At 66.3% G+C, this 23277-nt stretch carries 24 protein-coding genes; 17 read left to right on the top strand and 7 right to left on the bottom strand.

Going from position 1 to position 23277, the window contains the following annotated elements; all coding sequences use genetic code 11:
* Window positions 1-2 precede the first annotated feature (2 nt).
* The gene (locus O2K97_RS11740) at window positions 3-425 is read right to left on the bottom strand and encodes a VOC family protein (protein WP_269219391.1); all 423 of its coding nucleotides are present in this window, start codon (window positions 423-425) and stop codon (window positions 3-5) included.
* 74 nt (window positions 426-499) lie between these two features.
* On the opposite strand from O2K97_RS11740, the gene O2K97_RS11735 reads away from it, so the two are divergent.
* The 8 genes from O2K97_RS11735 (at window position 500) to O2K97_RS11700 (ending at window position 6306) form a co-directional block, all read left to right on the top strand.
* Window positions 500-1816, top strand: coding sequence for a replication-associated recombination protein A (locus O2K97_RS11735; protein WP_269219390.1), 1317 nt, complete (start codon window positions 500-502; stop codon window positions 1814-1816).
* Between the two features lie 71 nt (window positions 1817-1887).
* Entirely contained in the window at window positions 1888-2331 is a 444-nt protein-coding gene (locus tag O2K97_RS11730; protein ID WP_269219389.1) for a hypothetical protein, read from the top strand.
* A gap of 39 nt (window positions 2332-2370) precedes the next feature.
* Complete coding sequence (locus O2K97_RS11725) at window positions 2371-3093, top strand: RluA family pseudouridine synthase (RefSeq protein WP_269219388.1); 723 nt, start codon at window positions 2371-2373, stop codon at window positions 3091-3093.
* Between the two features lie 54 nt (window positions 3094-3147).
* On the top strand, window positions 3148-3501 hold the full coding sequence (locus tag O2K97_RS11720) for a DUF1304 domain-containing protein (protein WP_269219387.1): 354 nt from the start codon (window positions 3148-3150) through the stop codon (window positions 3499-3501).
* A 49-nt stretch (window positions 3502-3550) separates the two neighbouring features.
* Window positions 3551-4039, top strand: coding sequence for a CC0125/CC1285 family lipoprotein (locus tag O2K97_RS11715; protein WP_269219386.1), 489 nt, complete (start codon window positions 3551-3553; stop codon window positions 4037-4039).
* A gap of 40 nt (window positions 4040-4079) precedes the next feature.
* The gene (gene crcB, locus O2K97_RS11710; RefSeq protein ID WP_112861726.1) at window positions 4080-4475 is read left to right on the top strand and encodes a fluoride efflux transporter CrcB; all 396 of its coding nucleotides are present in this window, start codon (window positions 4080-4082) and stop codon (window positions 4473-4475) included.
* Window positions 4472-5497, top strand: coding sequence for an RluA family pseudouridine synthase (locus tag O2K97_RS11705; protein WP_045811444.1), 1026 nt, complete (start codon window positions 4472-4474; stop codon window positions 5495-5497). The genes crcB and O2K97_RS11705 overlap by 4 nt, the downstream gene beginning before the upstream one ends.
* Entirely contained in the window at window positions 5494-6306 is an 813-nt protein-coding gene (locus O2K97_RS11700) for an ATP12 family chaperone protein (protein ID WP_269219385.1), read from the top strand. The genes O2K97_RS11705 and O2K97_RS11700 overlap by 4 nt, the downstream gene beginning before the upstream one ends.
* Here O2K97_RS11700 and O2K97_RS11695 read toward each other — a convergent pair.
* The gene (locus O2K97_RS11695) at window positions 6255-7034 is read right to left on the bottom strand and encodes a pseudouridine synthase (protein ID WP_269219384.1); all 780 of its coding nucleotides are present in this window, start codon (window positions 7032-7034) and stop codon (window positions 6255-6257) included. The genes O2K97_RS11700 and O2K97_RS11695 overlap by 52 nt on opposite strands.
* 279 nt (window positions 7035-7313) lie before the next feature.
* Here O2K97_RS11695 and O2K97_RS11690 point away from each other — a divergent pair, with 279 nt between their 5' ends.
* Complete coding sequence (locus tag O2K97_RS11690) at window positions 7314-7805, top strand: hypothetical protein (RefSeq protein WP_269219383.1); 492 nt, start codon at window positions 7314-7316, stop codon at window positions 7803-7805.
* Here O2K97_RS11690 and O2K97_RS11685 read toward each other — a convergent pair whose 3' ends face one another.
* The gene (locus O2K97_RS11685; protein WP_269219382.1) at window positions 7806-8441 is read right to left on the bottom strand and encodes a DUF938 domain-containing protein; all 636 of its coding nucleotides are present in this window, start codon (window positions 8439-8441) and stop codon (window positions 7806-7808) included.
* A gap of 196 nt (window positions 8442-8637) precedes the next feature.
* Between O2K97_RS11685 and O2K97_RS11680 the strand changes: the two genes are divergently transcribed.
* Both O2K97_RS11680 and O2K97_RS11675 read left to right on the top strand, forming a co-directional pair.
* Window positions 8638-10485 carry a phosphoenolpyruvate carboxykinase (GTP) gene (locus tag O2K97_RS11680; protein ID WP_269219381.1) on the top strand — a complete coding sequence of 616 codons (1848 nt, stop codon included), beginning with the start codon at window positions 8638-8640 and terminating at the stop codon, window positions 10483-10485.
* 51 nt (window positions 10486-10536) lie between these two features.
* Complete coding sequence (locus O2K97_RS11675; protein WP_269219380.1) at window positions 10537-11547, top strand: NAD(P)/FAD-dependent oxidoreductase; 1011 nt, start codon at window positions 10537-10539, stop codon at window positions 11545-11547.
* Here O2K97_RS11675 and O2K97_RS11670 read toward each other — a convergent pair.
* Window positions 11544-12278 (bottom strand): TonB family protein, encoded by a 735-nt coding sequence (locus O2K97_RS11670; RefSeq protein WP_269219379.1) that lies wholly within the window; start codon window positions 12276-12278, stop codon window positions 11544-11546. The two genes, O2K97_RS11675 and O2K97_RS11670, sit on opposite strands and share 4 nt — an antisense overlap.
* Before the next feature lie 166 nt (window positions 12279-12444).
* On the opposite strand from O2K97_RS11670, the gene O2K97_RS11665 reads away from it, so the two are divergent.
* Entirely contained in the window at window positions 12445-13242 is a 798-nt protein-coding gene (locus O2K97_RS11665; RefSeq protein WP_269219378.1) for a transglycosylase SLT domain-containing protein, read from the top strand.
* 223 nt (window positions 13243-13465) lie between these two features.
* Window positions 13466-14605 (top strand): DUF2336 domain-containing protein, encoded by a 1140-nt coding sequence (locus O2K97_RS11660; protein WP_269219377.1) that lies wholly within the window; start codon window positions 13466-13468, stop codon window positions 14603-14605.
* A 52-nt stretch (window positions 14606-14657) separates the two neighbouring features.
* On the opposite strand, the gene O2K97_RS11655 is transcribed toward O2K97_RS11660, so the two are convergent.
* From O2K97_RS11655 to O2K97_RS11645, 3 genes are all read right to left on the bottom strand, one after another.
* Entirely contained in the window at window positions 14658-15134 is a 477-nt protein-coding gene (locus O2K97_RS11655) for an Hpt domain-containing protein (RefSeq protein WP_269219376.1), read from the bottom strand.
* A 61-nt stretch (window positions 15135-15195) separates the two neighbouring features.
* Window positions 15196-15948 (bottom strand): NAD kinase, encoded by a 753-nt coding sequence (locus O2K97_RS11650; protein ID WP_269219375.1) that lies wholly within the window; start codon window positions 15946-15948, stop codon window positions 15196-15198.
* A gap of 73 nt (window positions 15949-16021) precedes the next feature.
* Entirely contained in the window at window positions 16022-17146 is a 1125-nt protein-coding gene (locus O2K97_RS11645) for a DUF2336 domain-containing protein (RefSeq protein ID WP_269219374.1), read from the bottom strand.
* Window positions 17147-17319: 173 nt separating this feature from the next.
* Here O2K97_RS11645 and O2K97_RS11640 point away from each other — a divergent pair, with 173 nt between their 5' ends.
* From O2K97_RS11640 to O2K97_RS11625, 4 genes are all read left to right on the top strand, one after another.
* Window positions 17320-18084, top strand: coding sequence for a class II aldolase/adducin family protein (locus O2K97_RS11640; protein ID WP_269219373.1), 765 nt, complete (start codon window positions 17320-17322; stop codon window positions 18082-18084).
* Window positions 18085-18275: 191 nt separating this feature from the next.
* Entirely contained in the window at window positions 18276-18854 is a 579-nt protein-coding gene (locus O2K97_RS11635; RefSeq protein ID WP_331276149.1) for a hypothetical protein, read from the top strand.
* A gap of 112 nt (window positions 18855-18966) precedes the next feature.
* On the top strand, window positions 18967-20067 hold the full coding sequence (locus O2K97_RS11630) for an efflux RND transporter periplasmic adaptor subunit (RefSeq protein ID WP_269219372.1): 1101 nt from the start codon (window positions 18967-18969) through the stop codon (window positions 20065-20067).
* Window positions 20067-23273 (top strand): efflux RND transporter permease subunit, encoded by a 3207-nt coding sequence (locus O2K97_RS11625; RefSeq protein ID WP_269221136.1) that lies wholly within the window; start codon window positions 20067-20069, stop codon window positions 23271-23273. Before O2K97_RS11630 ends, O2K97_RS11625 begins: the two co-directional genes overlap by 1 nt.
* Window positions 23274-23277: the final 4 nt, after the last annotated feature.

Genomic DNA, 23277 nt, shown 5'->3' with positions numbered 1-23277 from the left:
CTTCAGGTCTTCGTCGGCCCGCCGATCGACCAGGTATGGCCGAAGGGGTCGCGCAGGACGCCGTAGCGGTCGCCCCAGAACTGATCGGCCATGTCCAGCACAGGTTCCGCGCCGCCGACGGTCATGGCGCGCGTCCACCAGGCGTCGGGATCGGAGACCTGAAGATGCAGGGTCACGCCGGCAGGGCGGACATCCTGCGAGCCGCCGTATTCCGGAAACTCGTCATTCAACATGACGCTGGCGCCGTTGATCCTCAGGTGGGCGTGCATCAGTCGCTCGCCGTCGTCGGCGAGACGGCGGTCCAACACCCCGGCGCCGAAGGCGATGATGTAGAAATCGATCGCCGCAGAGGCGCCGCGCGACGGGATGGTAAGGTGGGGTGTCACGCCAGAAGTCGGACCTTGGGTCGGATTGGCTTCGGTCATGGGGCGGTCTCCGTGGCGGTTCGCCATACTAACGCGTGAAAAGCCTTTGGCGAACGCCTACATAGGTCGCACCCATGAGCGACCTGTTCGAAGCCTCCGGCATTCTGCCCCCCGACGCCCCCTTGGCCGACCGCCTGCGTCCGCGCACGCTGGACGAGGTGGTGGGGCAGGATCATCTGCTGGGGCCAGGCGGGCCGATCCGGCGCATGATTGAGGCCGGGCGGCTGGGGTCAATGATCCTGTGGGGACCGCCGGGGACGGGCAAAACCACGATCGCGCGCCTGCTGGCGCAGGCGGCCGGCTATGAATATCAGGCGATCAGCGCGGTGTTTTCGGGCGTCGCCGACTTGAAGAAGGCGTTCGAGGCGGCGCGGATGCGGCGTGCGGCGGGACAGAGCACGCTGCTGTTCGTCGATGAAATCCACCGCTTCAACCGCGCCCAGCAGGACGGCTTTTTGCCCTTCGTCGAGGCAGGCGTGGTGACCCTGGTCGGGGCCACGACGGAAAACCCCAGCTTCGAGCTCAACGGCGCCTTGCTGTCGCGCAGTCAGGTCTATGTGCTGAAGCGGCTGGACGACGCCGCATTGGATCAGCTGCTGAGCCGGGCCGAGACGCATATGGACCGGACCCTGCCGCTAACGCCGGAGGCCCGGCAGGCGATGCTGGCCCTGGCCGACGGCGACGGGCGCTATCTGCTGACCATGTCGGAGGTGTTGTTCGATCTGCCTGAAGGCGAAAAGCTGGACGTGCAGGGGCTAGCAGGCGTCCTGCAACGCCGAGCGCCCGCCTACGACAAGAGTCGAGAAGAACACTATAACTTCATATCCGCCCTGCATAAATCGGTGCGCGGGTCTGATCCTGACGCCGCGCTCTATTGGCTGGCGCGGATGCTGAACGGAGGCGAGGATCCGCTCTATCTGGCTCGGCGGATCGTGCGGATGGCGGTCGAGGACATCGGCGAGGCCGATCCGCTGTCGATCCTGGTCGCCAATGCAGCCAAGGATACCTACGACTTCCTGGGCAGTCCCGAGGGCGAACTGGCCTTGGCCCAGGCGGTGGTGCATCTGGCGACAGCGCCCAAGTCGGTGGGTGTCTATGAGGCGTTCAAGGCGGCCAAGAAGGCGGCCTATGAGACGGGCTCGCTGATGCCCCCCGCCCATATCCGCAACGCCCCGACCAAGTTGATGAAGTCGCTGGGCTACGGCAAGGGCTACCAGTACGACCCAGCCACGCCCGAGGGCTTCTCGGGCGCGAACTTCTTCCCTGACGAGATGGACCGTCGCACCTTCTACAAGCCCAAGGGCGAGGGACACGAGGAGAAGGTCAAGGCGCGTTTGGAGCGCTGGGCCGAGATGCGGGCGCGGATGGCGGTGGACGGGTCAGACGACTGACTGAACGTCGTTCATTGTCGCCAGTCGACAACGCAGTTAGCGTTCCGGCCTGACATCCTTGGGAGGGGACGATGATCGAGACGGTGAAAACGCCCTGGCATCTGTGGCTGGTGGGGGTGTTGTCGTTGCTATGGAATGGGTTCGGCGCGTTCGACTTCATCCAGACCACGACGCGGGGTGAGGCCTACATGCGGGCGGCGGGTTTCGACGATGCCATGGTCGCCTATTACGAGGCCATGCCCGGCTGGATGTATGTGCCGTGGACGCTGGGAGTCTGGGGTGCGGTGATCGGTTCGGTGATGCTGCTTTTGCGCCTGCGCTGGGCGGTTCAGGCCTTCGGCCTGTCGCTGTTGGGAGCCCTGGTCAGTCTGATCTATGGCAAGCTGATCGATCCCCCGCCGCCTGCGCCGCCCGAGGTGGCGGCCATGAGTTGGATGCCGATCGTCATCCTGCTGATTGCGGTTCTACTGTTTAGCTATGCGTTCAATATGCGCAAACGCGGCGTGCTGCGCTGATGGGCTGACGCAGGGCGCGCCGTCGCGTATGGACGCGCCGTGACCCGCATTCCTGCCGATCTTTCATCCGATGATATCGCCGCCGTCCGGTCGTGGGTTATCCACGAGGATGCGCACGTCATCGCCTTTTCCAAGCCGCCGGGCCTGTCCAGTCAGGGCGGGCGGATCAAGGCCCATACGCTGGACGACCTGCTGTGGGCGTTCGCGCGGTCAAACGGCAAGCGGCCGGAGCTGGTACATCGGCTGGATCGCGACACCTCGGGCGTGATCCTTGCGGCCAAGACCAAGCCGGCGGCGAGTTTTCTGGGCAAGGCGTTGCAGATGCGGCGGTTCAGAAAACAGTATCTGGCTCTGCTGTCAGCCGCGCCTGAGCCCAGGGCGGCCACCATAGACGCGCCGTTGCGACGCGAAGAAATCGGGCGCGAGAGCTATATGCGGGTCGTCGCCTTTGACGCGCCGGGCGCGCAAGGGTCGCAAAGCCGCTATCGGACCTTGGCCGAGGGACCGGAAGGGGCCGTGGTCGAGCTGGAGCCGCTGACCGGGCGGATGCATCAGTTGAGGGTGCATATGGCCCATATCGGCCGGCCGTTGATCGGGGACGTGCGATACGGGGGCGCCTTGACCACACCGGTCGGGCCGGCGCCGCGTCTGATGCTGCATGCCGCCAAACTGACCTTTCCGCATCCCGAGGGTGGGACGACGACGGTCGAGGCGCCGCCGCCTGAGGATTTCGCGAAGCTGAGGACGGCGCTAGGCTTATAGGTTGCGGGCCTACTCCAAGCGTGATCGACTGGTATCGGAAACTGGAGAGGCCCCATGATCGCCACCGTCCTGATCGGCGTCGTCGCCCTGATCCACGCCTACATTGTCGTCCTGGAAATGGTGCTGTGGACCACGCCGCGCGGCCGGCACGCCTTTGGCATGAACGCCGAAAAGGCTGAGGAGACCAAGGTGCTTGCCGCCAATCAGGGCCTCTACAACGGGTTTCTGGTCGCTGGGCTGGCGTGGGGCCTTTGGCTCGGCGAGCCGGGGTTTCAGATCAAGATCTTCTTCCTGGGCTGCGTCATCGTCGCGGGCCTGTATGGAGCGGCGACTGTCAGCCGCAAGATTCTGCTGGTCCAGGCTGTGCCAGCCGCTTTGGCGCTGGCCGCCTTGCTCCTCGGCCTCTGACGGAACGACGTCCCGGCTTCGGCGCTATGTCACGGAAAGGATAACTCTGATGAAGCGTCTCGCCCTCGCCCTAACCGGCCTTTCCGCCCTGGCCCTGACCGCCTGCGCCAGCCTGGCGCCCTATGGCGCGCAGATCGGGCCGAACGGGCAGGGGTATTCCGAGCAGCGGATCGAATCCAATCGCTATCGGGTCACCTACGACGGCGTCGGCGCTGCGGGCCGTGTCGCCAATTGGGCGCTGGTGCGCGCCGCCGACCTGACTACCGAACAAGGCTACGACTGGTTCGAGGTGACGCAGAGCTGGACCGATGGTCGGCCGGGTGGCGCAGGCGGCGTCAGCCCGAGCGTCTCCATCGGCGGCGGCAGCAGCCGATATGGCGGCTATTCGGCGTCTGGCGTCGGCGTGGGCGTTGGTCTGAATTTCAGCGGACCGCAGCCGACCTCGACGACGTTGGAAGTGGTTCTGGGACGCGGCCAGAAGCCCGATCGTCCGAACGCCTATGACGCACGTTCGGTGCAGAGCTCCATCCCGCGCTGACCATCGCTTTCGGCGCGGGCGGCGTATATATCGCCGCACGATGACACGTTTTCTTCTCGTTGCGGCAGGTGGGGCCATCGGCTCCATGGCGCGGTATGGCCTTGGCCTCGCCGCCGGGCGGCTTGCCCCCAATGCCGGCTGGCCCGTTGGCACCTTCGCCGCCAACGTCGGCGGCGGTCTGCTGATGGGTCTGCTCGTCGGCTGGCTGGCGTTCCGGGGCGGGGCGCAGCAGGAGATGGTGCGCCTGTTCGCCGCCGTGGGCGTGCTTGGCGGGTTCACGACCTTTTCGTCCTATTCGCTGGAAGCGGTGCAGATGATCGAGCGCCGCCAAATCGGCCTGGCCGCCGCCTATGTGATCGGCTCGGTGGTTCTGGCCATCGCGGCCCTGTTCGTCGGCCTGATGGTCGCCCGCCGCGCCTTTGGAGTTCCCGCTTGACCGATCAGCCGCCCGCAGCCGACGCGCCCAAGCGCGAAGTCCTGACGATCTATGTCGCCGAGGACGAGGACGGCATCCGGCTGGATCGCTGGTTTCGTCGGCGCTGGCCGCATCTGTCGAACATCCAGGTGCAGAAGATGGCCCGTAGCGGCCAGATCCGCGTGGACGGCGCCCGCATCAAACCCGAAGGTCGGCTGACCGCCGGCGCCGCCGTGCGCGTGCCGCCGATCCCCGACGACACCTCTCGCCAGGCGGGCGACGCCCACACCCTGTCCGAACGCGACATCGCCTTCGCCAAGTCGCTGGTGCTGTACGAAGACGACATGGTCATCGCCCTGAACAAGCCGCATGGTTTGGCGGTGCAAGGCGGGACCAAGACGAGCCGCCACGTGGACCGTCTGCTGTCGGCATGGGGCGAGGGATTGGAGCGTCCGCGTCTGGTCCACCGTCTGGACCGCGACACTTCGGGCGTTCTGCTGCTGGGAAAGGGGCCGGAGGCGGCGAAGCGGCTGGCGGGCGCCTTCGCGCGGCGGCAGGCCAAGAAGACCTATTGGGCCATCGTCATCGGCAATCCGAAACCCTATTCGGGCCAGATCGACATGCCGCTGAAGAAGACCGGCATCAACGACTTCGAGATGATGCGCCCGGCCGAGCGCAAGGACCCGCGCGCCGAACCGGCCGAAACGGCGTTCTCCACCATCAGCCGCGCCTCGCACCGGGCGTCATGGATGGCGTTGCGCCCCTTCACCGGACGGACGCACCAGTTGCGCGCCCATATGGCGGGGATCGGCCATCCGATCCTGGGCGATCCGAAATACGGCGATGAGAAATCGCGTGAACTGTCGGGTCCGCTGAAGCTGCAACTCCACGCCCGCAGCATCGAACTGGACCACCCGCGCGGCGGCGTTCTCAAGGTCACCGCCCCCTTGAGCCCCGAGATGAAAGCCGGCTTCGCCCACTTCGGCTTCTCCGAAGACGAAGCCGAAGACGATCCATTCCTGGGCGTGAAGCGAATCCGATGAGCCATATTCCACCGCTCGATCCCATCGTTGCCGCTCGCAAAGGGTTCCGCGAGACAGAAGACCGCATCTCCCGTTTCTGGACCGAGGCGGGTGTCGGGCCGCATGCGGACGGGGGCTGGGCCGTGCTGTTGGACGGACGCACGCCGAAGACGCCGGACAAGGCGGCGCTGGTCTTGCCGACACAGGCTGCGGCGCAGTTGGTCGCCGACGAATGGGCGGCGCAGGGGCAGTTCCTGGATCCCTCGACCATGCCAGCGACGCGCTTGGCCTCGACCGCGATCGACCGGATTGGGCAGGCGCGCGAGGCTGTGGCGGACGAGATCGCCGCCTATGCCGGATCGGATGTGGTCTGCTATCTGGCTGAACATCCGACGCCGCTGGTCGAACAGCAGGCGCGGGAGTGGGGGCCTTGGCGCGATTGGGCCGCGCGCGAGATGGGTGTGGCGCTGGAGCCTGTGGAAGGCATCGTGCATCGGCCGCAGTCGCCTGACGCCATCGCGCGGGTCAAGGCGCACGCCCTGTCGCTGGACGACTTCCGCCTGACCGGACTGGCGACGGCCGTGCCTCTGCTGGGGTCGGCCGTATTGGCCTTGGCGGTGGAGCAGGGGGCGTTGGAGGGCGGCGCGGCGTTCGACCTGTCGCGGATCGACGAGCTGTTTCAGGAAGAGCAGTGGGGCGTGGACGCCGAGGCCGCCGAACGCACCGCGGCGCGCCGTGAGGAAGCCCAATTGCTGGATCGGTGGTTCAGGGCGCTAGATTATGGCGCGGGCGGCGTCGTCGAGGCCGCGATCAGCATCGCGCGTTCCTGATCGGTCAGGTGGCGCCAGCGACCCTCGGGCAGGTTGCCCAGTTCCAGCGGCCCGATGCGGATGCGATAGAGATCCACGACCTGCAGCTCGACCAGTTCGCACATGCGGCGGATCTGGCGATACTTGCCCTCCGTCAGGACGAAGCGAAGGCGTTGCTGCTCGATCTGGGTGACGCGGGCGGGCTTCAGGGGCTTGTCGTTCAGCGACAGGCCGTGGCGCAGCTTGCTGAGCTTGCCTTCGGTGATCTGGCCTTCGACGACGACCAGATATTCCTTGTCCAGCTCGGACGCCGGGCCGATCACCGCCTTGGCGACGACGCCGTCCGACGACAGAAGCAACAGGCCACGAGAATCCTCATCCAGCCGACCGATGGGGGGTAGGGAGGCGTCGCGGCCAGGCGTCTCGCCCTCGCCGATACGATTGGGCGTCTTCAGAAGTCGCACGGCTGGGATCTTGCCGGGATCTGGCTGGCCCGAGACGTAACCGACCGGCTTGTGCAGCACCAGGGTCATGCCCGTCGCCAAGGCCGCCTGGGCGGTGTCGTTCAGGCTCAGGGTTTCGCCCGGTTGGATCTTTCTGCCGGCGTCGGTGATCGTCTCGCCATCGATAGAGACCAGACCATTGGCGATCAGGGTATCGGCCTCGCGTCGCGAACAGACGCCGGTCTGGCCCAGCCACTTGTTCACGCGAACGGGCTCGTCGCCATCATAGGTGCGGGTGAAGGCCATGCGATTCCGTCGTCCAGTCGATGCGGCTGTCTAGAGCCGGGCGGGATCGCGAGCAAGCGGATCGCCGTTTTCAGAATTAGCAAGGCCGGTCCGTTTGAACTGGCAGGTTGATTCAGACGGGATCGTCACTATATCTGACGGCATTCCACAAATGATCCAGAGTGCGGGACGACACGCGTCGGACCCGTCGATTTTCATCTTTCTGGTCATCGGCGTGGGTGGTTCGACAGCGTCGCTTGTCGGATCTGGATCAGTATTGAAACATACCAAGGAGACGTCTTGTTCGCTCAAAACAAATCTTCCGCAGGCCCCCGTCGCACCGGTTACAACCGTCCCGTTCCCACCCGTCTGCGCATGGGGCTGGTGATGCGGCGTGACATGGCGTTTGGCGAGTTGGGTGATGTGGAGGGCGCGTTGCGGGCCGAAGGCGTGGGCCTGGCCCCGATCTCGACGGGCGACGCCAGTCTGATCGCCGGCGGCGTGACAGTGCTGGCCACCGCAACGGCCAAGGACATCGCCGAAGGCCGTCTGAAGGGTTTGGTCGTTCCGGGCGGTTCGACGGACGAGGCGTCGTTGGCGGCCGCGCGGTCGCTGATCGACCTGGCGCGCGCCAACGGCCTGACGGTGATCGCCTTCGCTAACGGCGTGGCCCTGTCGGCCGAGCGCTTCGGCGTTTCCGCCGAGGCCGATGGCGCGGTTTTCAAGGACGGCGCCGTGACCCTGCTGAGCGACAACGGCGCACTGTCCAAGCTGGTCGGCGCGATCGTCTGATCAGACGGTGCGGAACAGCAGGATGAGGTTGTTCGTCGGCATCTGAACCCGTAGCGTGGCTGCAAGGCCATGCGAGCGGGCTAGGGCCTCGACCGCTTCGCGATCACGCAAACCCCATTGCACGTTTCGCGCCTTCAGACTGGCCTCGAAGGCGGCGTTCGACTCCGCCAGCGTAACCTCGGCCTCGCGGTAGGGGCCATAAAGCGCCAGCAGGCCGCCGGGCCGTCGCAAGACCCGACCGGCCAGATCCATCAGCCCCTCGGTCGCCGACCAGGGGCTTATGTGCGTCATGTTCGCACAATACAGGGCGTCAAAAATGTCGGACGGCCATGTCGTGTGATCGCCGGCGTCGAGCGCCAACGGCGGCTTCAGGTTCGACAGATCGAGCTGGCGGCTCCAGGCGGTGATGCTTTCGCGGGCCTGATCGCTGGGGTCGCTGGGCGTCCAGTCCAGATCCGGCAGGGCGGCGGCGAAGGCGGCGGCGTGTTCGCCCGATCCGGACGCGATCTCGAGCACCGATCCACGCGCGGACAGATGGGCGCGGAGCACACGAAGAATCGCCTCGGCGTTTCGACGCGCGGCGGGCGATGTCAGTGCGCCGTCCGGCAAGACAGTGATGGAATCCAGGCTATTCATGCCACCTAAGTATCGCCGAAACGCGACGAACACATCTGCGATTTCTCACCGCGAAAGGCCGGTTGTGTGTGCATTTTTTGCGCAACTTGACGATCACCGAGGCCCGGCGCAATTCGCTTGTAACAGTGCGTGATCGTCACGCGCTGAAGGCCACGACGGCGTCAGATCGTCGGACCTTTTCGCTCAGGAGACGCCCTTGTCCATTCTCACTACGCCCGGATTGCGCCCGGCGCCCACCGCCCATGCCGGGCTGATCGCCTGGGTCGAGCAGATCGCCGCCCTGACCAAGCCCGCCAAGGTCCATTGGTGCGACGGCTCCGAGGCCGAGAAAGAAGCCATCACCGCCGACCTGCTGGCCAAGGGCACGCTGAAGGCGCTGGATCAGACCAAGCGGCCGGGCTGCTACTACGCCGCCTCCGATCCCCGCGACGTCGCGCGCGTGGAGAGCCGCACCTTCATCTGCTCGGACGACGAGGCTGACGCCGGTCCGACCAACAACTGGGCCGATCCGATCGAGATGCGCGCCCGCCTAGACAGTCTGTTCGACGGCTGCATGGCCGGGCGGACCATGTATGTCGTCCCGTTCTGCATGGGCCCGCTGGGGTCGGAGATAAGCGCCCTGGGCGTCGAGATTACCGACAGCGGCTATGTCGCCCTGTCGATGGGCGTGATGACCCGTATGGGTAAACCGGCGCTGGATCAGTTGGGCGAAACGGGCGTCTTCGTGCCGGCAGTCCATACCCTGGGTGCGCCGCTGGCCGATGGTCAGGCGGACGTGGCCTGGCCCTGCAACGACGACAAATGGATCGTGCATTTCCCCGAGACGCGGGAGATTTGGTCCTATGGCTCGGGCTATGGCGGCAACGCCCTGTTGGGCAAGAAATGCTACGCCCTGCGCATCGCCTCGATCATGGCTCGTGATGAGGGATGGCTGGCCGAGCACATGCTGATCCTGAAGCTGACGGATCCGAAGGGCCGAGCGAAATACGTCGCTGCCGCCTTCCCCAGCGCGTGCGGCAAGACGAACCTGGCCATGCTGCAGCCCAGCCTGCCGGGCTGGAAGGCCGAGACCATCGGCGACGACATCGCCTGGATGCGGTTCGGCGACGACGGGCGACTGTATGCGGTCAATCCCGAGGCCGGCTTCTTCGGCGTCGCGCCGGGCACCAGCCGCAACACCAACCACAATGCGCTGGAGACCTTGGCCTCCAACACCCTCTTCACCAACACCGCCCTGACCAACGATGGCGACGTGTGGTGGGAGGGGCTGACGAAACAGGCGCCTGACGGCCTGACGAACTGGAAGGGAAATCCGCACGATCCCGCGTCCGGCGAACCCGCCGCCCACCCCAACGCCCGTTTCGCGGCGCCCGCCAGCCAATGCCCGGCCATCGCGCCGGAGTGGGAAGATCCCAAGGGCGTGCCGATCGACGCCATTCTGTTCGGTGGCCGCCGCGCCAGCGCCGTGCCGCTGGTGACCGAAGCCTTCGATTGGGAGCACGGCGTCTTCATGGGCTCGACCGTGGCGTCCGAAGGCACGGCGGCGGCCGAGAACAAGGTCGGCGAACTGCGCCGCGATCCCTTCGCCATGCTGCCGTTCTGCGGTTACAACATGGGCGACTATTTCTCCCATTGGCTGAAGACGGGGCAGGGGCGAGACGCCTCAAAACTGCCGCGCATCTTCTTCGTCAACTGGTTCAGAAAGGATCAGGACGGCCGCTTCGTCTGGCCCGGTTTTGGCGACAATGCGCGCGTGCTGAAGTGGATCAGCGAGCGGATCGACGGCGACGCCGAGGCGGTCGATACGGCGGTCGGGCGCGTGCCGTCAGTCACGGCCTTGGACCTGTCAGGCCTGGACCTGACGCCGGCGCAATTGTCGACCCTGTTGGACGTCGATGCAGGCGTCTGGGCCGAAGAGGCGGCGCTGATCCCCGACTTCTATCGCCAGTTCGGCGATCGACTGCCGACCGCCCTGTGGGACCAGCACGCGGCCCTGGTCGCGCGTCTGGACGACGCCGGCGCGGCCTCCATGGCGGCGGAATAGGCGAAAGCCATCTTGCAATAGGGGCGTCACGGGTCGATCAGACGGCCCGTGATGTCTTCTTCTCCAATCGTGATCGTCGGCGCCGGCGTGCTGGGGCTTTGCACGGCGTTCGAACTGCATCGGCGCGGCCAAGCGGTGTTGGTGGTCGATCCCGGCGAGGTGAATGCCTCCCTGATCGCTGCGGGGATGATCGCCCCGGCAATGGAATCGGCCATCGACGACGTGTCGGTTGATCGCGCCCAACTGTTTCGGGCGGGACGCGACCTTTGGCCCGAGTTCGCGGCGGCGGCGAGGATCGCTCTGGCGTATCGACCGGCCGAATGGCGAGGCGGCGACGTGGAAGGGATGGAAGCGAGATTGCGCGCGCTGGGCTTCGACGCATGGCGCGAGGGCGACTCCGTCACGACAGAAGAGGATTATCAGGTCGATCCTGCACAGGCGTTAGCGGCGCTGAGGCAGGCGCTGGGCGAGGCTGTCGTAGCGGGGAGGGTGACGACGATCGCCCGCGCCGATGGCGGCTGGCGACTCGAAATCGGCGATCAGTGGCTGGATGCGGAGGCGGTCGTGCTGGCCACCGGCGCCGGTGAGGCCGTTGCGGGTCTGCCCGATGTCGCGCGCCGATTGATCGAGGAGATCCAGCCGATCCGCGGACAGATCGGTGTCGCAGCCGGACATCTTGTCGATCATGTCGTGCGCGGACCGGGCGCCTATGTCGCGCCAATGGCGTCTGGCGCGGTCATCGGAGCGACGATGGAGCCGGGGCGGCGGGATACGGCGCCGGATGCCGAGGCGTGCGAACGCCTGACCCAGGCGGCGTGGGCTGCGCTGGGGCGGTCGCCTGAACCGCTGGCGGTCGAATGGCGCGTCGGCATCCGGGGCGCTACGGCGGATGGTCTGCCGCTCGCGGGCGCGGCGCCTGGTGAAGAGGGTCTGTTTTTGGCCTTGGCGCCGCGCCGCAACGGCTGGCTGCTGGGACCCTTGGTCGGCGCCGTGGTCGCCGATTCGATCGAGGGGCGGACGGCGTCGCCGCACGCCCGCGCCCTCGACCCTGGTCGGTTCTAGCCCTCCATCGCGAATCGGACGGTGAAGTTGACGGTCGCGCCGTCGATGGGCCGGCCGTCAACGGTGCGCGGGTTCATGCGGAAGTCACGCGTCAGGCTCTGCGCGGCGCGGCCGAAGCCCTGGCCGCTCGGCGTCTCGCCCACAACGCGACAGCCGGTCAGACCGCCATCGACCCGCACCACGCAGCTGAGGCTGGCGGACCCTGGCGTCCCGTTCTCTGCGGCGCGGCTTGGATAGGCCCGCGCCATCTGGGCCGCCGACGGACGGCTGGCCCAGGTCGGATTGTTGATCACCGAGGGCGGGCGAGGCGGCGTCTCGACCGTCGCCGTGCCGCCTTCGACGCCGGTGGGTGCGGTGCTGACGATCACTTGTCCGGGCGGCGCCGTATTCGTCGGATTGTCTGGCGGGGTCAGTGCGATTGTCGGCACATCGACAGGAACGGCCAGCGCCGGCTTATGGATTGGCGTCGGCGGGGCGGCCGTAACCGTGGGCGGAAGCGGCTTGGGCTCCGGCAGCGTTTGGAAGACGATATCGATCGGGGCATCGGGCTTTTCGGGCGGCGTCAGCCCGCTCAGCTCGAACCGTTGATTATAAAGCACCACCCCCGCCGCAACGTGCAGGATCACCGAGACGCCGATGGCGCCCAGCATCCAGCGCGGGATAGGCTTCTTGCGTTCCCCGAAGTCGATCGGGCTGATCAAGCCGGGACCACCGGCAGCACGGATCATCATAACGTCACTCCCTCGTTCACCGCCCCCGCAGCGCCCGTAACTGGAAGTTGAGCGCGCAGGTTGTGGCGGCTTTACGGCGAAGTTTTCCCGTTCGACGAAGGTCGAGGCGTTAACGCGACCGTTAAGAATTAAGAGTTGGTTAACTACGTTCGCCGACCCTTCGCACATGGGTATCGGAGCGATTCCATCGACAGGAGGCGTAGAGGCGGCCATCCGGCGCGCGTCGAACGCCGTTGGCGTGGACTATGACTTCCTGGTCAAGACCGCGCGGCGCGAGAGCGCGATGAACCCGTCGGCCAAGGCCCCGACCTCGTCAGCGGCCGGGCTGTTTCAATTTATCGAGCAGACTTGGCTGGGCACGGTCAAGCAGCACGGGGCCCAGCACGGCTATGGCCAGTACGCCGATCTGATCCATCGCGGGTCGGACGGACGTTGGCGCGTCGAGGGTTCGGCGCGCAACGTGGTGCTGGACCTGCGGTTCGATCCCCATGCGGCCTCAACCATGGCGGCCGAGTTGACGGCGTCCAACGCCGCCTATCTGCGCGGACGCACGGGCAAGGAACCGGGCGCAGGCGATCTGTATGCGGCTCATTTCCTGGGGCCGGCTGGGGCCGCTGGTTTGATGGAGGCGATGGATCGTAATCCGGGCGGCAGCGCCGCAGCGCTGTTCCCCGACGCTGCGCGGGCCAACCGCAGCATCTTCTATCGCAATGGACGCGCCGCCACGGTCGCCGAGGTTCACGCCAATCTGCAGCGTACGGCCGGCGAGGGCGCACCCGCCGCCGGAGCCGGCGAGACGAAATACGCCGTGCCGAACCTGAGCGACAAGGACCAGATGCTGGCCGCACGTCTGGATCGCCTGAAGCAGGATCAAGGCCTTCTGGCGCTATTGCTCGGTCAGGATGGGTCGTCCAGCAGCGGCTTCGGCGGCGCTTTCTCGCCAAGTGGCAAGGAATCGACCTAGAGCCTGATCGGTAGAGGGGAAGTCGCTTCGCGACTTCGCTGATGCCGTGAATCAGGCTCCAGATTAAAGCAAGAGCCTGATTCACACATCAGCCGAACCGCGCAGCGGTTCGTCAAAAAAGCGATCAGGCTCTGAGTCGTTACATTGCAACCGATGGTAAACCGCCCGTTAAGCATGGCAGTCTCATTCTGGGATCAACGTCCGATTCCATCACGAGCCGTCCATGACCGCCTTCCGCGCCCGCCTGACAGAAGTGGACATTCGACGCCTGATCAAGGCGACGGACGACGATGAGCGGGCCGAGGCGGCGCACAAGCTGTGCCGCAACATGGAGCGCACGGAACTGAATGAGGACGACCGGGCGGCGGCGCAGAAAATCCTGCGTCTGCTGGCCAATGACGCCGCCGAACTGGTACGTCGCGCCATGGCCGTCACGCTGAAGGCGTCCGATCTGATTCCCAATGACGTGGCCCGTAAGCTGGCCGGCGATCTGGACAGCATCGCCCTGCCGATCATCGCTTCGTCGCCGGCGTTCAGCGACGAGGATCTGATCGAGATCGTGCGCGCCGGATCGGTCGTACGTCAGGTCGCCGTAGCTGGACGGGCGCGGGTGTCGCGCGATGTCGCGACGGTGCTGGCGGCCGAAGGCTGCGAGCAGTCGGTTCGCACCTTGGCGGCGAACGACAACGCCGACCTGTCCGAAGGGGCGCTGGCGACCGTCGTCGATCGTTTCGCCGAAGCGCCTGAAGTCGTTACCGCCGTGGCCTATCGCCAGGTCCTGCCGCTGCATGTGACCGAACGGTTGATCCAACTGGCCAGCGAGGCGGTGCGCGAACATCTGATCAGCCACCACGCCGTGGCGCCGGAAACTGCGATCCGTCTGGCTCAATACTCTCGTGAGCGGATGACGGTCGATCTGGTAGATCAGGCCAGCGTCAGCACCGATCTTGCGGCCTTCATGGCCCAGCTCAATGTCCGTCGCGTGCTGAATGCATCGCTGCTGCTGCGCGGACTGGCCCGAGGTCAGATGGCGATGTTCGAATATGGGCTGGCCGAACTGGCCAACACGCCGCATCACCGCGCCTGGCTGATGGTGCATGACGCCGGTCCGCTGGGGCTGAAGGCCATCTATGATCGCGCGGGTTTGCCGCCGCGCCTGTTCCAGGCCTTCCGCGCGGGCGTCGACACCTGGCGTGCGCTGGCGGCGGAGGGCATCGATACGTCGAGCGCCTATTTCCGCGATCAGATGCTGGAGCGGTTCCTGACCCAGCGTCCGGCGGTGCTGCGCGACGATCTGGCCTATCTGATGGAGCGGCTGGATCAGTCGCCGTCGCTTAGCCTGTCCGCCGCCAACGCCGCCTAAGAAAAAAGGCCCGCCGGAGACGGCGGGCCTTTCGCAAACGGCCGGGGGGACTTCAGCCTGCGAGGTGATCTGCGACGCGGGCTTCCAGGGTCTCGGCCAAGGCGCGGCCGGTCGGATGTTCGTCGGTCTTGATCTGGTCGCGGACAACGGCGCGGATGGCGTCGATGTGGGCGTCCAGAATGGCGATGGGCGCGGTCATGCGGCGATCGGCGTCGTCCAGCATCTTGCACAGCGAACCGGCGATGCGGGTGACCAGCGGATATTCATAGGTCGTGCCCAAGCCCTTCAGATCATGAGCCCGGAAATACAGAGCCTCTGCGGTGGCGGGGGTGTAGCCCTGCTCACGAATGTCGGCCTGGGCCTTGTCCAGCTTGACGATCTCGTCGTTCAGCCACTGGCCGAACTGGGCCGACATGGCTTTCAGCGCCTCCTCTGCACGAGCGATGGCGTCGGCGTTGATGCCGAAGCCGCCACCGACCTTGAGGCGCAGCGAATTGGTCGGAGGGGTGATCTGCGCCGGATTGCTCATGGCGGGCTCCATAGGACGTTCACGCCAAGATACGGTAGCGGGCTTAAGAAGCCGTGACCGATCAGTTGGCGAACTGTTCGGCCATCACGCGTTCGTCGAACGACCGGCCCGCATCGAAGAGCATGGTCAGGGTGACGTCACGACGCTCGCGCACCTCGACGCGGGCGACGCGTCGGACCTCGAAGTTGTCGGCGGTGGCCGAGACCGGGCGCTTGTCAGCCTCCAGGACCTCGAACCGCACCTTGGCCCCATGCGACAACAGGGCGCCGCGCCAGCGACGGGGCCGGAAGGCGCTGATGGGCGTCAGGGCCAGGATGCGGGCGTCCAGAGGAATGATCGGACCGTGCGCCGACAGGTTATAGGCGGTCGATCCCGCAGGCGTCGCTACCAGGCAGCCGTCGCAGGACAGTTCTTCGAGCCGCACGCGTTCGTCGACGGTGATCCGCAGTTTGGCCGACTGGCGCGTCTGGCGCAGCAGCGACACCTCGTTGATGGCCAGGCCGGTGTGGACCTCGCCGCTTTCAGTCCAGGCGTCCATCTGCAGAGGGTGGATGACCGTCCTTTCGGCCGTCGCGATCCGCTCCAGCAGATCGTTTTCGTCGTAGTCGTTCATCAGAAAGCCGACCGACCCGCGGTTCATCCCATACACCGGCGTGCGCTGGCGCAGATTGCCGTGCAGGGTTTCCAGCATCTGTCCATCCCCGCCCAATGCGACGATCACATCGGCCTCGTCTTCAGACACGGCGCCATATCGGGCGATAAGCGCCTTGCGCGCCGCCTGGGCTTCGGGTCGATCGCTGGCGACGAAGGCCAATCTGGGCGATGACGGCAGGGGAGAGGCGCTTGACTGAGTCACTTGGCGACGTGGCCCGAGCTTGGGCGCGGAGTCAAACGGTCGCGGGCTTGTGCATCATCTGATGGAAGGCGCGAGAGGCGGCGTGCGCGCTCATCGGCGTCGCCTTCCAGCCGCCGTCGGCAGGCATTCCGCCCGAAAGCTTGCGCACCTCGACCAAAAGGGAGGCGAAGACGGCTTTGTCCACGCCCACGGCGATGCAGGCGAGATAGAGCGGCTCGGCGGTCGGCGCGCGGATGGCGTGATGCACCTGAGCCTCGCTGAAGCCGCCCAGGACCGCCAGCGTCTGTTCAAACAGTTCGAAACGCTGTTCCCGCAGCGCGCGGACCAGCAGGCCAGGACGCAACTGGCCGGCGGCTTGAAGCTTTTCCACCAGTCGTCGTTCCGCGTCGATGCGTGCGCGATCCTCGGTCATCCGGGCGGACATGGCGCGCCATTCCGGGCTGCCGACAGCCTTCGCCGCCGCGTCCTGAACCGCCACATTCAACTGGGCGTCGTCGATGCGGAAGCGTTCGCCGATCGACTGACGCAGAGCCTGGCCGACCCATTGATAAAGCTGCTGAGCCAGTTGTTCGTTCAGCCTGGGGTGACGCGTCAACGGCGCCCGTAGGCCCGCGATGCGGCGCGAATGATCGACCAGCTTGCGCATGGCGTCTTCGCCAATGTCGGCCGTACGGTTGGACGCCAGCGCCGTCATGGTGACGGGTTCGGCGCGATCGACAATCGTGTCCACGACCGGCCGCGCCAGCTGCGGGCGCCGCGCGACGGCGATCTGATGCTCTAGCGTCGCCTCGATCAGCAGGCGTATGAGGTCGGCGTTTTGAAGAAGCGGGCTGGAGGTGATGACCGGGCGGGCGATCTCGATCTCATCCAGCGCCAGCATATTGATCAGGGCGGGCGGCGCCCAGTCGACGCCCGCGATCCGTTCGGACAGGGCCAGTCGAATATCCCGCTCGGCCTGGGCTGTCAGAGCGAGGAAGATGTCGCTGAGCAGCGGCGCGACCTTGGGCGGCGGCGGATCGGATTCACACAGCGAGGTGACCTTCAGCAGCAGGCGCTGACGGTCGTCGGCCGAACGGCTGCTGGCCAGCGCCAGAAGCTCAGACACAGTCCGGTCGTCCCAGGCGTCGCGGGGCGGCTCCAGTTGAACGACAGACAAGGCGGCTCCCCGAACCGGCGACGATGCTTAACCATATACTTGCGTGATGAAGACCGGGTTAAGCAAGGCCGCCGCAGGCGGTGACGTCACGTCAACGGCGGCCTTGTCGGCTTGACGACGCGACCGCGCGGGGTGACGGTTTGTAAAAGCCCATTCAGAGGCAGGAGGAAATCATGGCGGACGGAACCAGTCCCTCGATCAAGTCGCGCGTGTCCGAGGCCGAATGGCAGGTCCGTGTCGAGCTGGCGGCCCTCTATCGGCTCGTCGCCTTGAACGGTTGGGACGACATGATCTTCACCCATATCTCGGCGCGCGTGCCCGGGCCGGAGCATCATTTCCTGATCAATGCCTACGGCTTCTACTTCGACGAGATCACGGCCTCTTCGTTGGTGAAGGTCGATCTGGAGGGGAACATCGTCCAGGACACACCCTATTTCATCAATCCGGCGGGCTTCACGATCCACTCGGCCGTCCACGCCGCGCGCGAAGACGCCAAGTTCGTCATCCATCTGCACACCGTGAACGGCGTGGGCGTCGCCGCTCAGGCCGAGGGTTTGCTCCCCGTCAGTCAGAACGCGTGTTTACTACAGCATCAGGTTGCGTATCATGGGTATGAGGGGTTGGCCCTGAACCATGACGAACGCGAACGTCTGGTCGCCGACCTGGGGGACAAACCGCTGATGCTGCTGCGAAACCACGGCACGCTGGCGGTCGGGGAAACGGCGGCTCAAGCATGGATCGGCATCTTCTTCCTGGAGAGGGCCTGCGCGCAGCAGGTTGCGGCGTTGTCCGGCGGGCGCGAGCACATCTTGCTGGCGCCGGACGAGGCTCAGGCCGAGACCAAGGAGCAGGGGCGCGGCATCGGCTACATCTCGTCGCTGGCCTGGCCGGGCGCTCTGCGACAGCTGGATCGAAAGTCGCCGGGCTACGACGCCTAACTCCACTATTCGCGGGGGCGCTTGTCCTCGCGGCGCTGACGCCGACCCAAGCCCTCGCCGGCGCCTGGACCCAGCCGAAGGGCAAGGGCCAGGCGATCGTCAAATACGAGCGGCTGAGCGCCGACACAGGTTTCGACGCTGCTGGCGAGGAGCGTGATCTGTCTGGTCAGCGGCGCGACGCGACCTTGGGCGTGTTCGCCGAATACGGCGTGTCGAATCGGCTGACGTTGCAGTTGAAGGCGGACTGGCAGGACGGCGAGGACGCCTTCGTCAATTACAGTGGGCGCGGTCCCATCGAGATCGGTGCGACCTGGCAGGTCTGGCGCGATGACCGGAACGCCGTCAGCCTTTATGGCGGCTATACCCAGGCCGGGGAGGGGCGCAATGCCGGCTATGCCGCGCCGGGCGTCGGCGATCACGATTGGGAGGCGCGAGTGTCGGTCGGCCGGTCCCTTGGCGAGATGGGCGAGCGCTGGGGAATGGACGGCGCATTCGTCGAGGTTCAGGCGGCGCGCCGACTGCGCGACGGCTTGCCGGACGAGACCCGCATCGACGCGACGGCGGGCGCCCGGATCGGCGAGGATTGGATGGTGCTGGGTCAAGCGTTCGGCGGCGCGGCGGACGGCGGCGCGCGTTGGTTGTCGCTGGAAGCCTCGGTCGTGCGCGATTTCGGCGCTTGGAGCGTGCAGGCCGGATGGAGACAAACCGTCGCAGGCCAAGAGATCCCCATCAGCCGCGGGCCCGTTCTTTCGATCTGGAGACGATTTTAGGCAAGATTTCCGCGACGGAAAATGTGATCCGGCACGTTACTGATACGTAACATTGCGCGCACTTCATTACCCGGTAATGCATGCGGCGTCCCCCTGACCGAGAGACCCCCGCGTGATCAAACGTCACTTCTTCCTCGTTGCCGCCGCCGTCCTGCTTGCCCTGATGGTCGTCGCCGCCATCGTCAAAGTCTCCGCCGGAGATGAAAAGAAGGCGGCAGGACCCGGCGGTCGCGGACGCGGGGCGCAGCAGGTTTCCGAGGCCGTCGTGGCGCAGCGACCCTTCTCGGATCAGATTCGCGTTTTGGGCGTGGCGCGCGGCGAGCGGTCGGTGAACGTCACCTCTTCGACCACCGAACTGATCACCCGCGTCCTGTTCGCGGACGGCCAGTACGTCTCGGCCGGCGCGCCTCTGGTGGAGCTTCAGGCGCGCGAAGAAGACGCGGCCATTATCGAAGCCCGCGCCAACGTCAATCAGGCCCAGCGTGAATACGATCGCTACAAGGCCCTGGCCGACCGGGGCGTCGCGCCCCAAGTCATGCTGGAACAGGCCGAGACCGGCTTGGAAACCGCGCGGGCGTCGTTGCAGGCGGCCCAGGCGCGTCGGGGCGACCGGGTGATCCGGGCGCCCTTCTCCGGGCGCGTCGGTCTGACGACGGTGACGCCCGGCACGCTCATCAACCCGGGCGCGGTCATCACGACGCTGGACGACACCTCGACGATCCGCGTCGATTTCCCGCTGCCTGAGCGCTATCTGAACCTGCTGCGTCCCGGCGCCCAGCTGACCGCGACGGCAGACGCCTATGGCGACGAGCCGTTTCAGGGCCGGATCGCCCTGATCGACACGCGCGTCAACGAAACGACGCGCGCCGCAACCGCGCGCGCGGAGTTCCCCAACCCCGGCGGTCGCATCCGTCCCGGCATGCTGATGCGTGTTGCGGTCCAGCAAGGTCAGCGTCAGAGCGCCGCCGTGCCCGAGTCGGCTGTGCAATATGAAGGCGCCGGCGCCTTCGTCTATCGCATCGCGCCCGGCCAGAACGGCTCCACCGCGCAGCGGGTCGAGGTCGAAGCCGGGGCTGTCGAGAACGGCTTCGTCGAAATCCTGTCCGGCATCGAGGCCGGTGACAGAATCGTCGGATCGGGCCTGAACCGCATTCAGCCGGGCGCCCCGGTCAGCGTGGGCGGCCACGGTCGCAAGTCGGGCCCCGCCAAATGATGCTGTCCGACGTTTCGGTCCGGCGACCCGTCTTCGCGGCCGTCGCGGCCATCGTGCTGTGCGTCATCGGCGCCGCGGCCTTCTTCTTCCTGCCCGTGCGCGAACTGCCGGACGTCGATCCGCCCATCGTCTCGGTCAACACCAGTTATGCCGGCGCCTCGGCCGAGGTGATCGAGAGCCGCATCACCGAGCCGGTGGAGCAGCAGATCGCCGGCATCCAGGGCGTCGAACGCATCAACTCGACCAGCCGCGACGGACGCTCCAACGTGAACATCGAGTTCTCGCTGGACCGTAATATCGACGACGCCGCCAACGACGTGCGCGACCGCGTCAGCCGCGTGGTCGGCCGCTTGCCCGATCAGGCCGACCCGCCCGAAGTGGCCAAGGCCGATTCCGACAGCCAGCCGATCATCATCGTCTTCCTGCGCTCGACCAGCATGAACCGGCTTCAGCTGACCGATTACGCCGACCGCTATCTGATCGACCGGATGGCGACGGTGCCCGGCGTGGCTCAGGTCAATATCTATGGCGAGCAGCGCTACTCAATGCGCATCTGGCTGGATTCCGCCGCCATGGCGGCGCGGGGCCTGACGGTCAACGACGTCGAGACGGCCCTGACGAGCCAGAACGTCGAGCTTCCCGCCGGCTCGCTGGAGTCGACGGACAAGAATTACACCGTCCGCGTGGCGCGCACCTACGCCCTGCCGGAAGACTTCCGCCAACTGCCCATCGGCACGCGAGGCTCGGCCTCGGCCTCAGCGACGGTCGCCACAGGCACGGGCAGCGGATCGTCGGCTATCATCCAGGGGCAGCCGACCTATGTGACGCGCCTTGGCGACATCGCCCGCGTCGAGGAGGCGCCGGAAGAAGACCGTCGTCTGTTCCGCGGCAATGGGATGGACCAGATCGGTCTGGCCGTGACCCGTCAGGCGCAGTCGAACGACCTCGCCATCTCGGATGGCGTCCACAAGATGATCGACCAGATCCGGCCGACCCTGCCGCCGGGCGTGACCATCGAGATCGGATCCGACAACTCGGTCTTCACCTCGCACGCGATCGATGAGGTCTGGATCACCATCGGCATCTCCATGGCCCTGGTGGCGCTGGTGAACTTCATCTTCTTGGGCAGCCTACGGGCCGCGCTGATTCCGTCCATCGTGGCGCCGATCTGTCTGCTGGCGACCTTCATCGTCCTGGCGCCGCTTGGCTTCTCGCTGAACCTGCTGACGCTTTTGGCCCTGGTTCTGGCCATCGGCCTGGTGGTCGATGACGCCATCGTGGTGGTCGAGAACATCCAGCGCCGTCTGGATCTGGGCGAGCCGCCTCTGGTCGCCGCCGAACGCGGTGCGCGCCAGGTCTTCTTCGCGGTCGTGGCCACCACCATTGTGCTGCTGTCGGTGTTCGCGCCGCTGCTGTTCCTGCCGGGCTATGTCGGACGTCTGTTCGTCGAACTGGCCGCGGCGATCGCGGCGGCCGTGGCCTTTTCCGCCTTCCTGGCGCTTAGCCTGTCGCCGATGCTGGCCTCCAAGATTCTGCGACCCGCACATGGCGGCGGCTGGGTGGCGCGCAAGGTCGACTGGGGCATGGACCGGCTAAAGTCGTCCTATGGCCGGTCGCTGGATATGCTGTTGGGCCGTCGCATCGCGGTGATCGGCGTCGGCGCCCTGATCCTGCTGGTCGCAGCGGGGGCGGGCGGCATCTTCCTGACCCTGCCCAACGAGCTGGTGCCGGACGAGGATCGCGGCCGGGTCACGGTGCGCGTCGCCGGGCCCGAGGGCGCGGGCTTCGACTATACCCGCAAGATCATGCTGGGGCTGGAGCCTCTGCTGGCTGAATACAAGACCAGCGGCGAGGCCGACAGCTATCTGGTGTCCGCGCCCGGCTTCGGCGGCGGCAGCTTCAACTCCGGCAACGCCGTCCTCACGCTCGCCGACTGGTCCAAGCGCGACCGCTCGGCGGCCGAGATCGCTCAGGAACTGAACGGCAAGCTGCGCGGCCAGACGGGCGCCCAGGTCAACGCCTCGACCCCCGGCGCCTTCCAGCGCGGCGGCGGCAACTCCAATTCCATCGAGCTGATCGCGACAGGAAGCGACTATCAGCAGATCTACGCCTGGCTGCAGCCGATGCTGGCCGCGGCCCAGGCCAATCCCGGCTTCTCGCGTCCACGCCTGAACTATGAGCCGAACTCGCCGCGTCTGCTGGTCGATGTCGATCCACAGAAGGCCGCCGCGCTGGGCGTTTCGTCCCAGTCGATCGGCCGCACGCTGGAGACCATGTTTGGCTCTCGCCGCGCCACGACCTACATCAAGGGCGGTCAGGAATACGATGTCATCCTGCAGACCGAGCGCGACAATCGTCGCGAGGTCGCTGATCTGGAAGCCCTGTATGTCGCGACCGGGGGCGGCCAACTGGTGCCGCTGTCGGCCGTTGTGACGACCAAGACCAGCGGCGACACGCCGGACCGTCGCCGTCTGGATCGTCAGCGCGCGATTTCCCTCCAGGCCGACCTCAATCCCGGCACCACGATCGACGACGCGATACAGTTCCTGAACGCCGAGGCGGCCAAGCAGCCGCAAGGCGCCGTCGTCACCCAGTGGGGTGGGGCGGCGCGCGATCAGCAGGAAGCGGGCGGGGCGGTGTTCGCGGCGTTCGGTCTGGCGCTGTTGCTCGTCTTCCTGGTTCTGGCGGCCCAGTTCGAAAGCTGGATCACGCCTGCGGTCATCATGCTGACGGTGCCGCTGGCGGCGGCGGGCGGTCTGTTCGGCCTGCTGATGGCGGGCTCCAGCCTGAACATCTACAGCCAGATCGGCCTGATCATTTTGATCGGCGTGGCGGCCAAGAACGGCATTCTGATCGTGGAGTTCGCCAACCAACTGCGCGACCAGGGGCGGTCGATCCGGGAGGCGATCATCGAGTCGTCGTCCTTGCGGCTACGTCCGATCATCATGACCTCGATCGCAACCGCCTTCGGCGCTCTGCCGCTGGTGCTGTGGCAAGGCGCCGGCGCCGGCAGCCGTCAGACGATCGGCGTGGTGATCTTCACCGGCGCCATCTTCGCCACCGTCCTGACCCTGTTCGTGGTGCCGGTGATCTATGGCGTCCTGGCGCGCTTCACCAAGTCGCCGGAATGGACCGCCCGCAAGATCGAGGAGTGGGAAGCCCAGGAACTGCGCGAAGGCGGCCCCAAGGAACTGCCCGAGGCCTGACGGA

This window comes from Brevundimonas vesicularis (genome assembly GCF_027105095.1).
Taxonomy (GTDB): Bacteria; Pseudomonadota; Alphaproteobacteria; order Caulobacterales; family Caulobacteraceae; genus Brevundimonas; species Brevundimonas vesicularis_E.
Note: the sequence above shows the minus strand (reverse complement) of the source record. Positions and strands in the feature narration are given on the sequence as shown.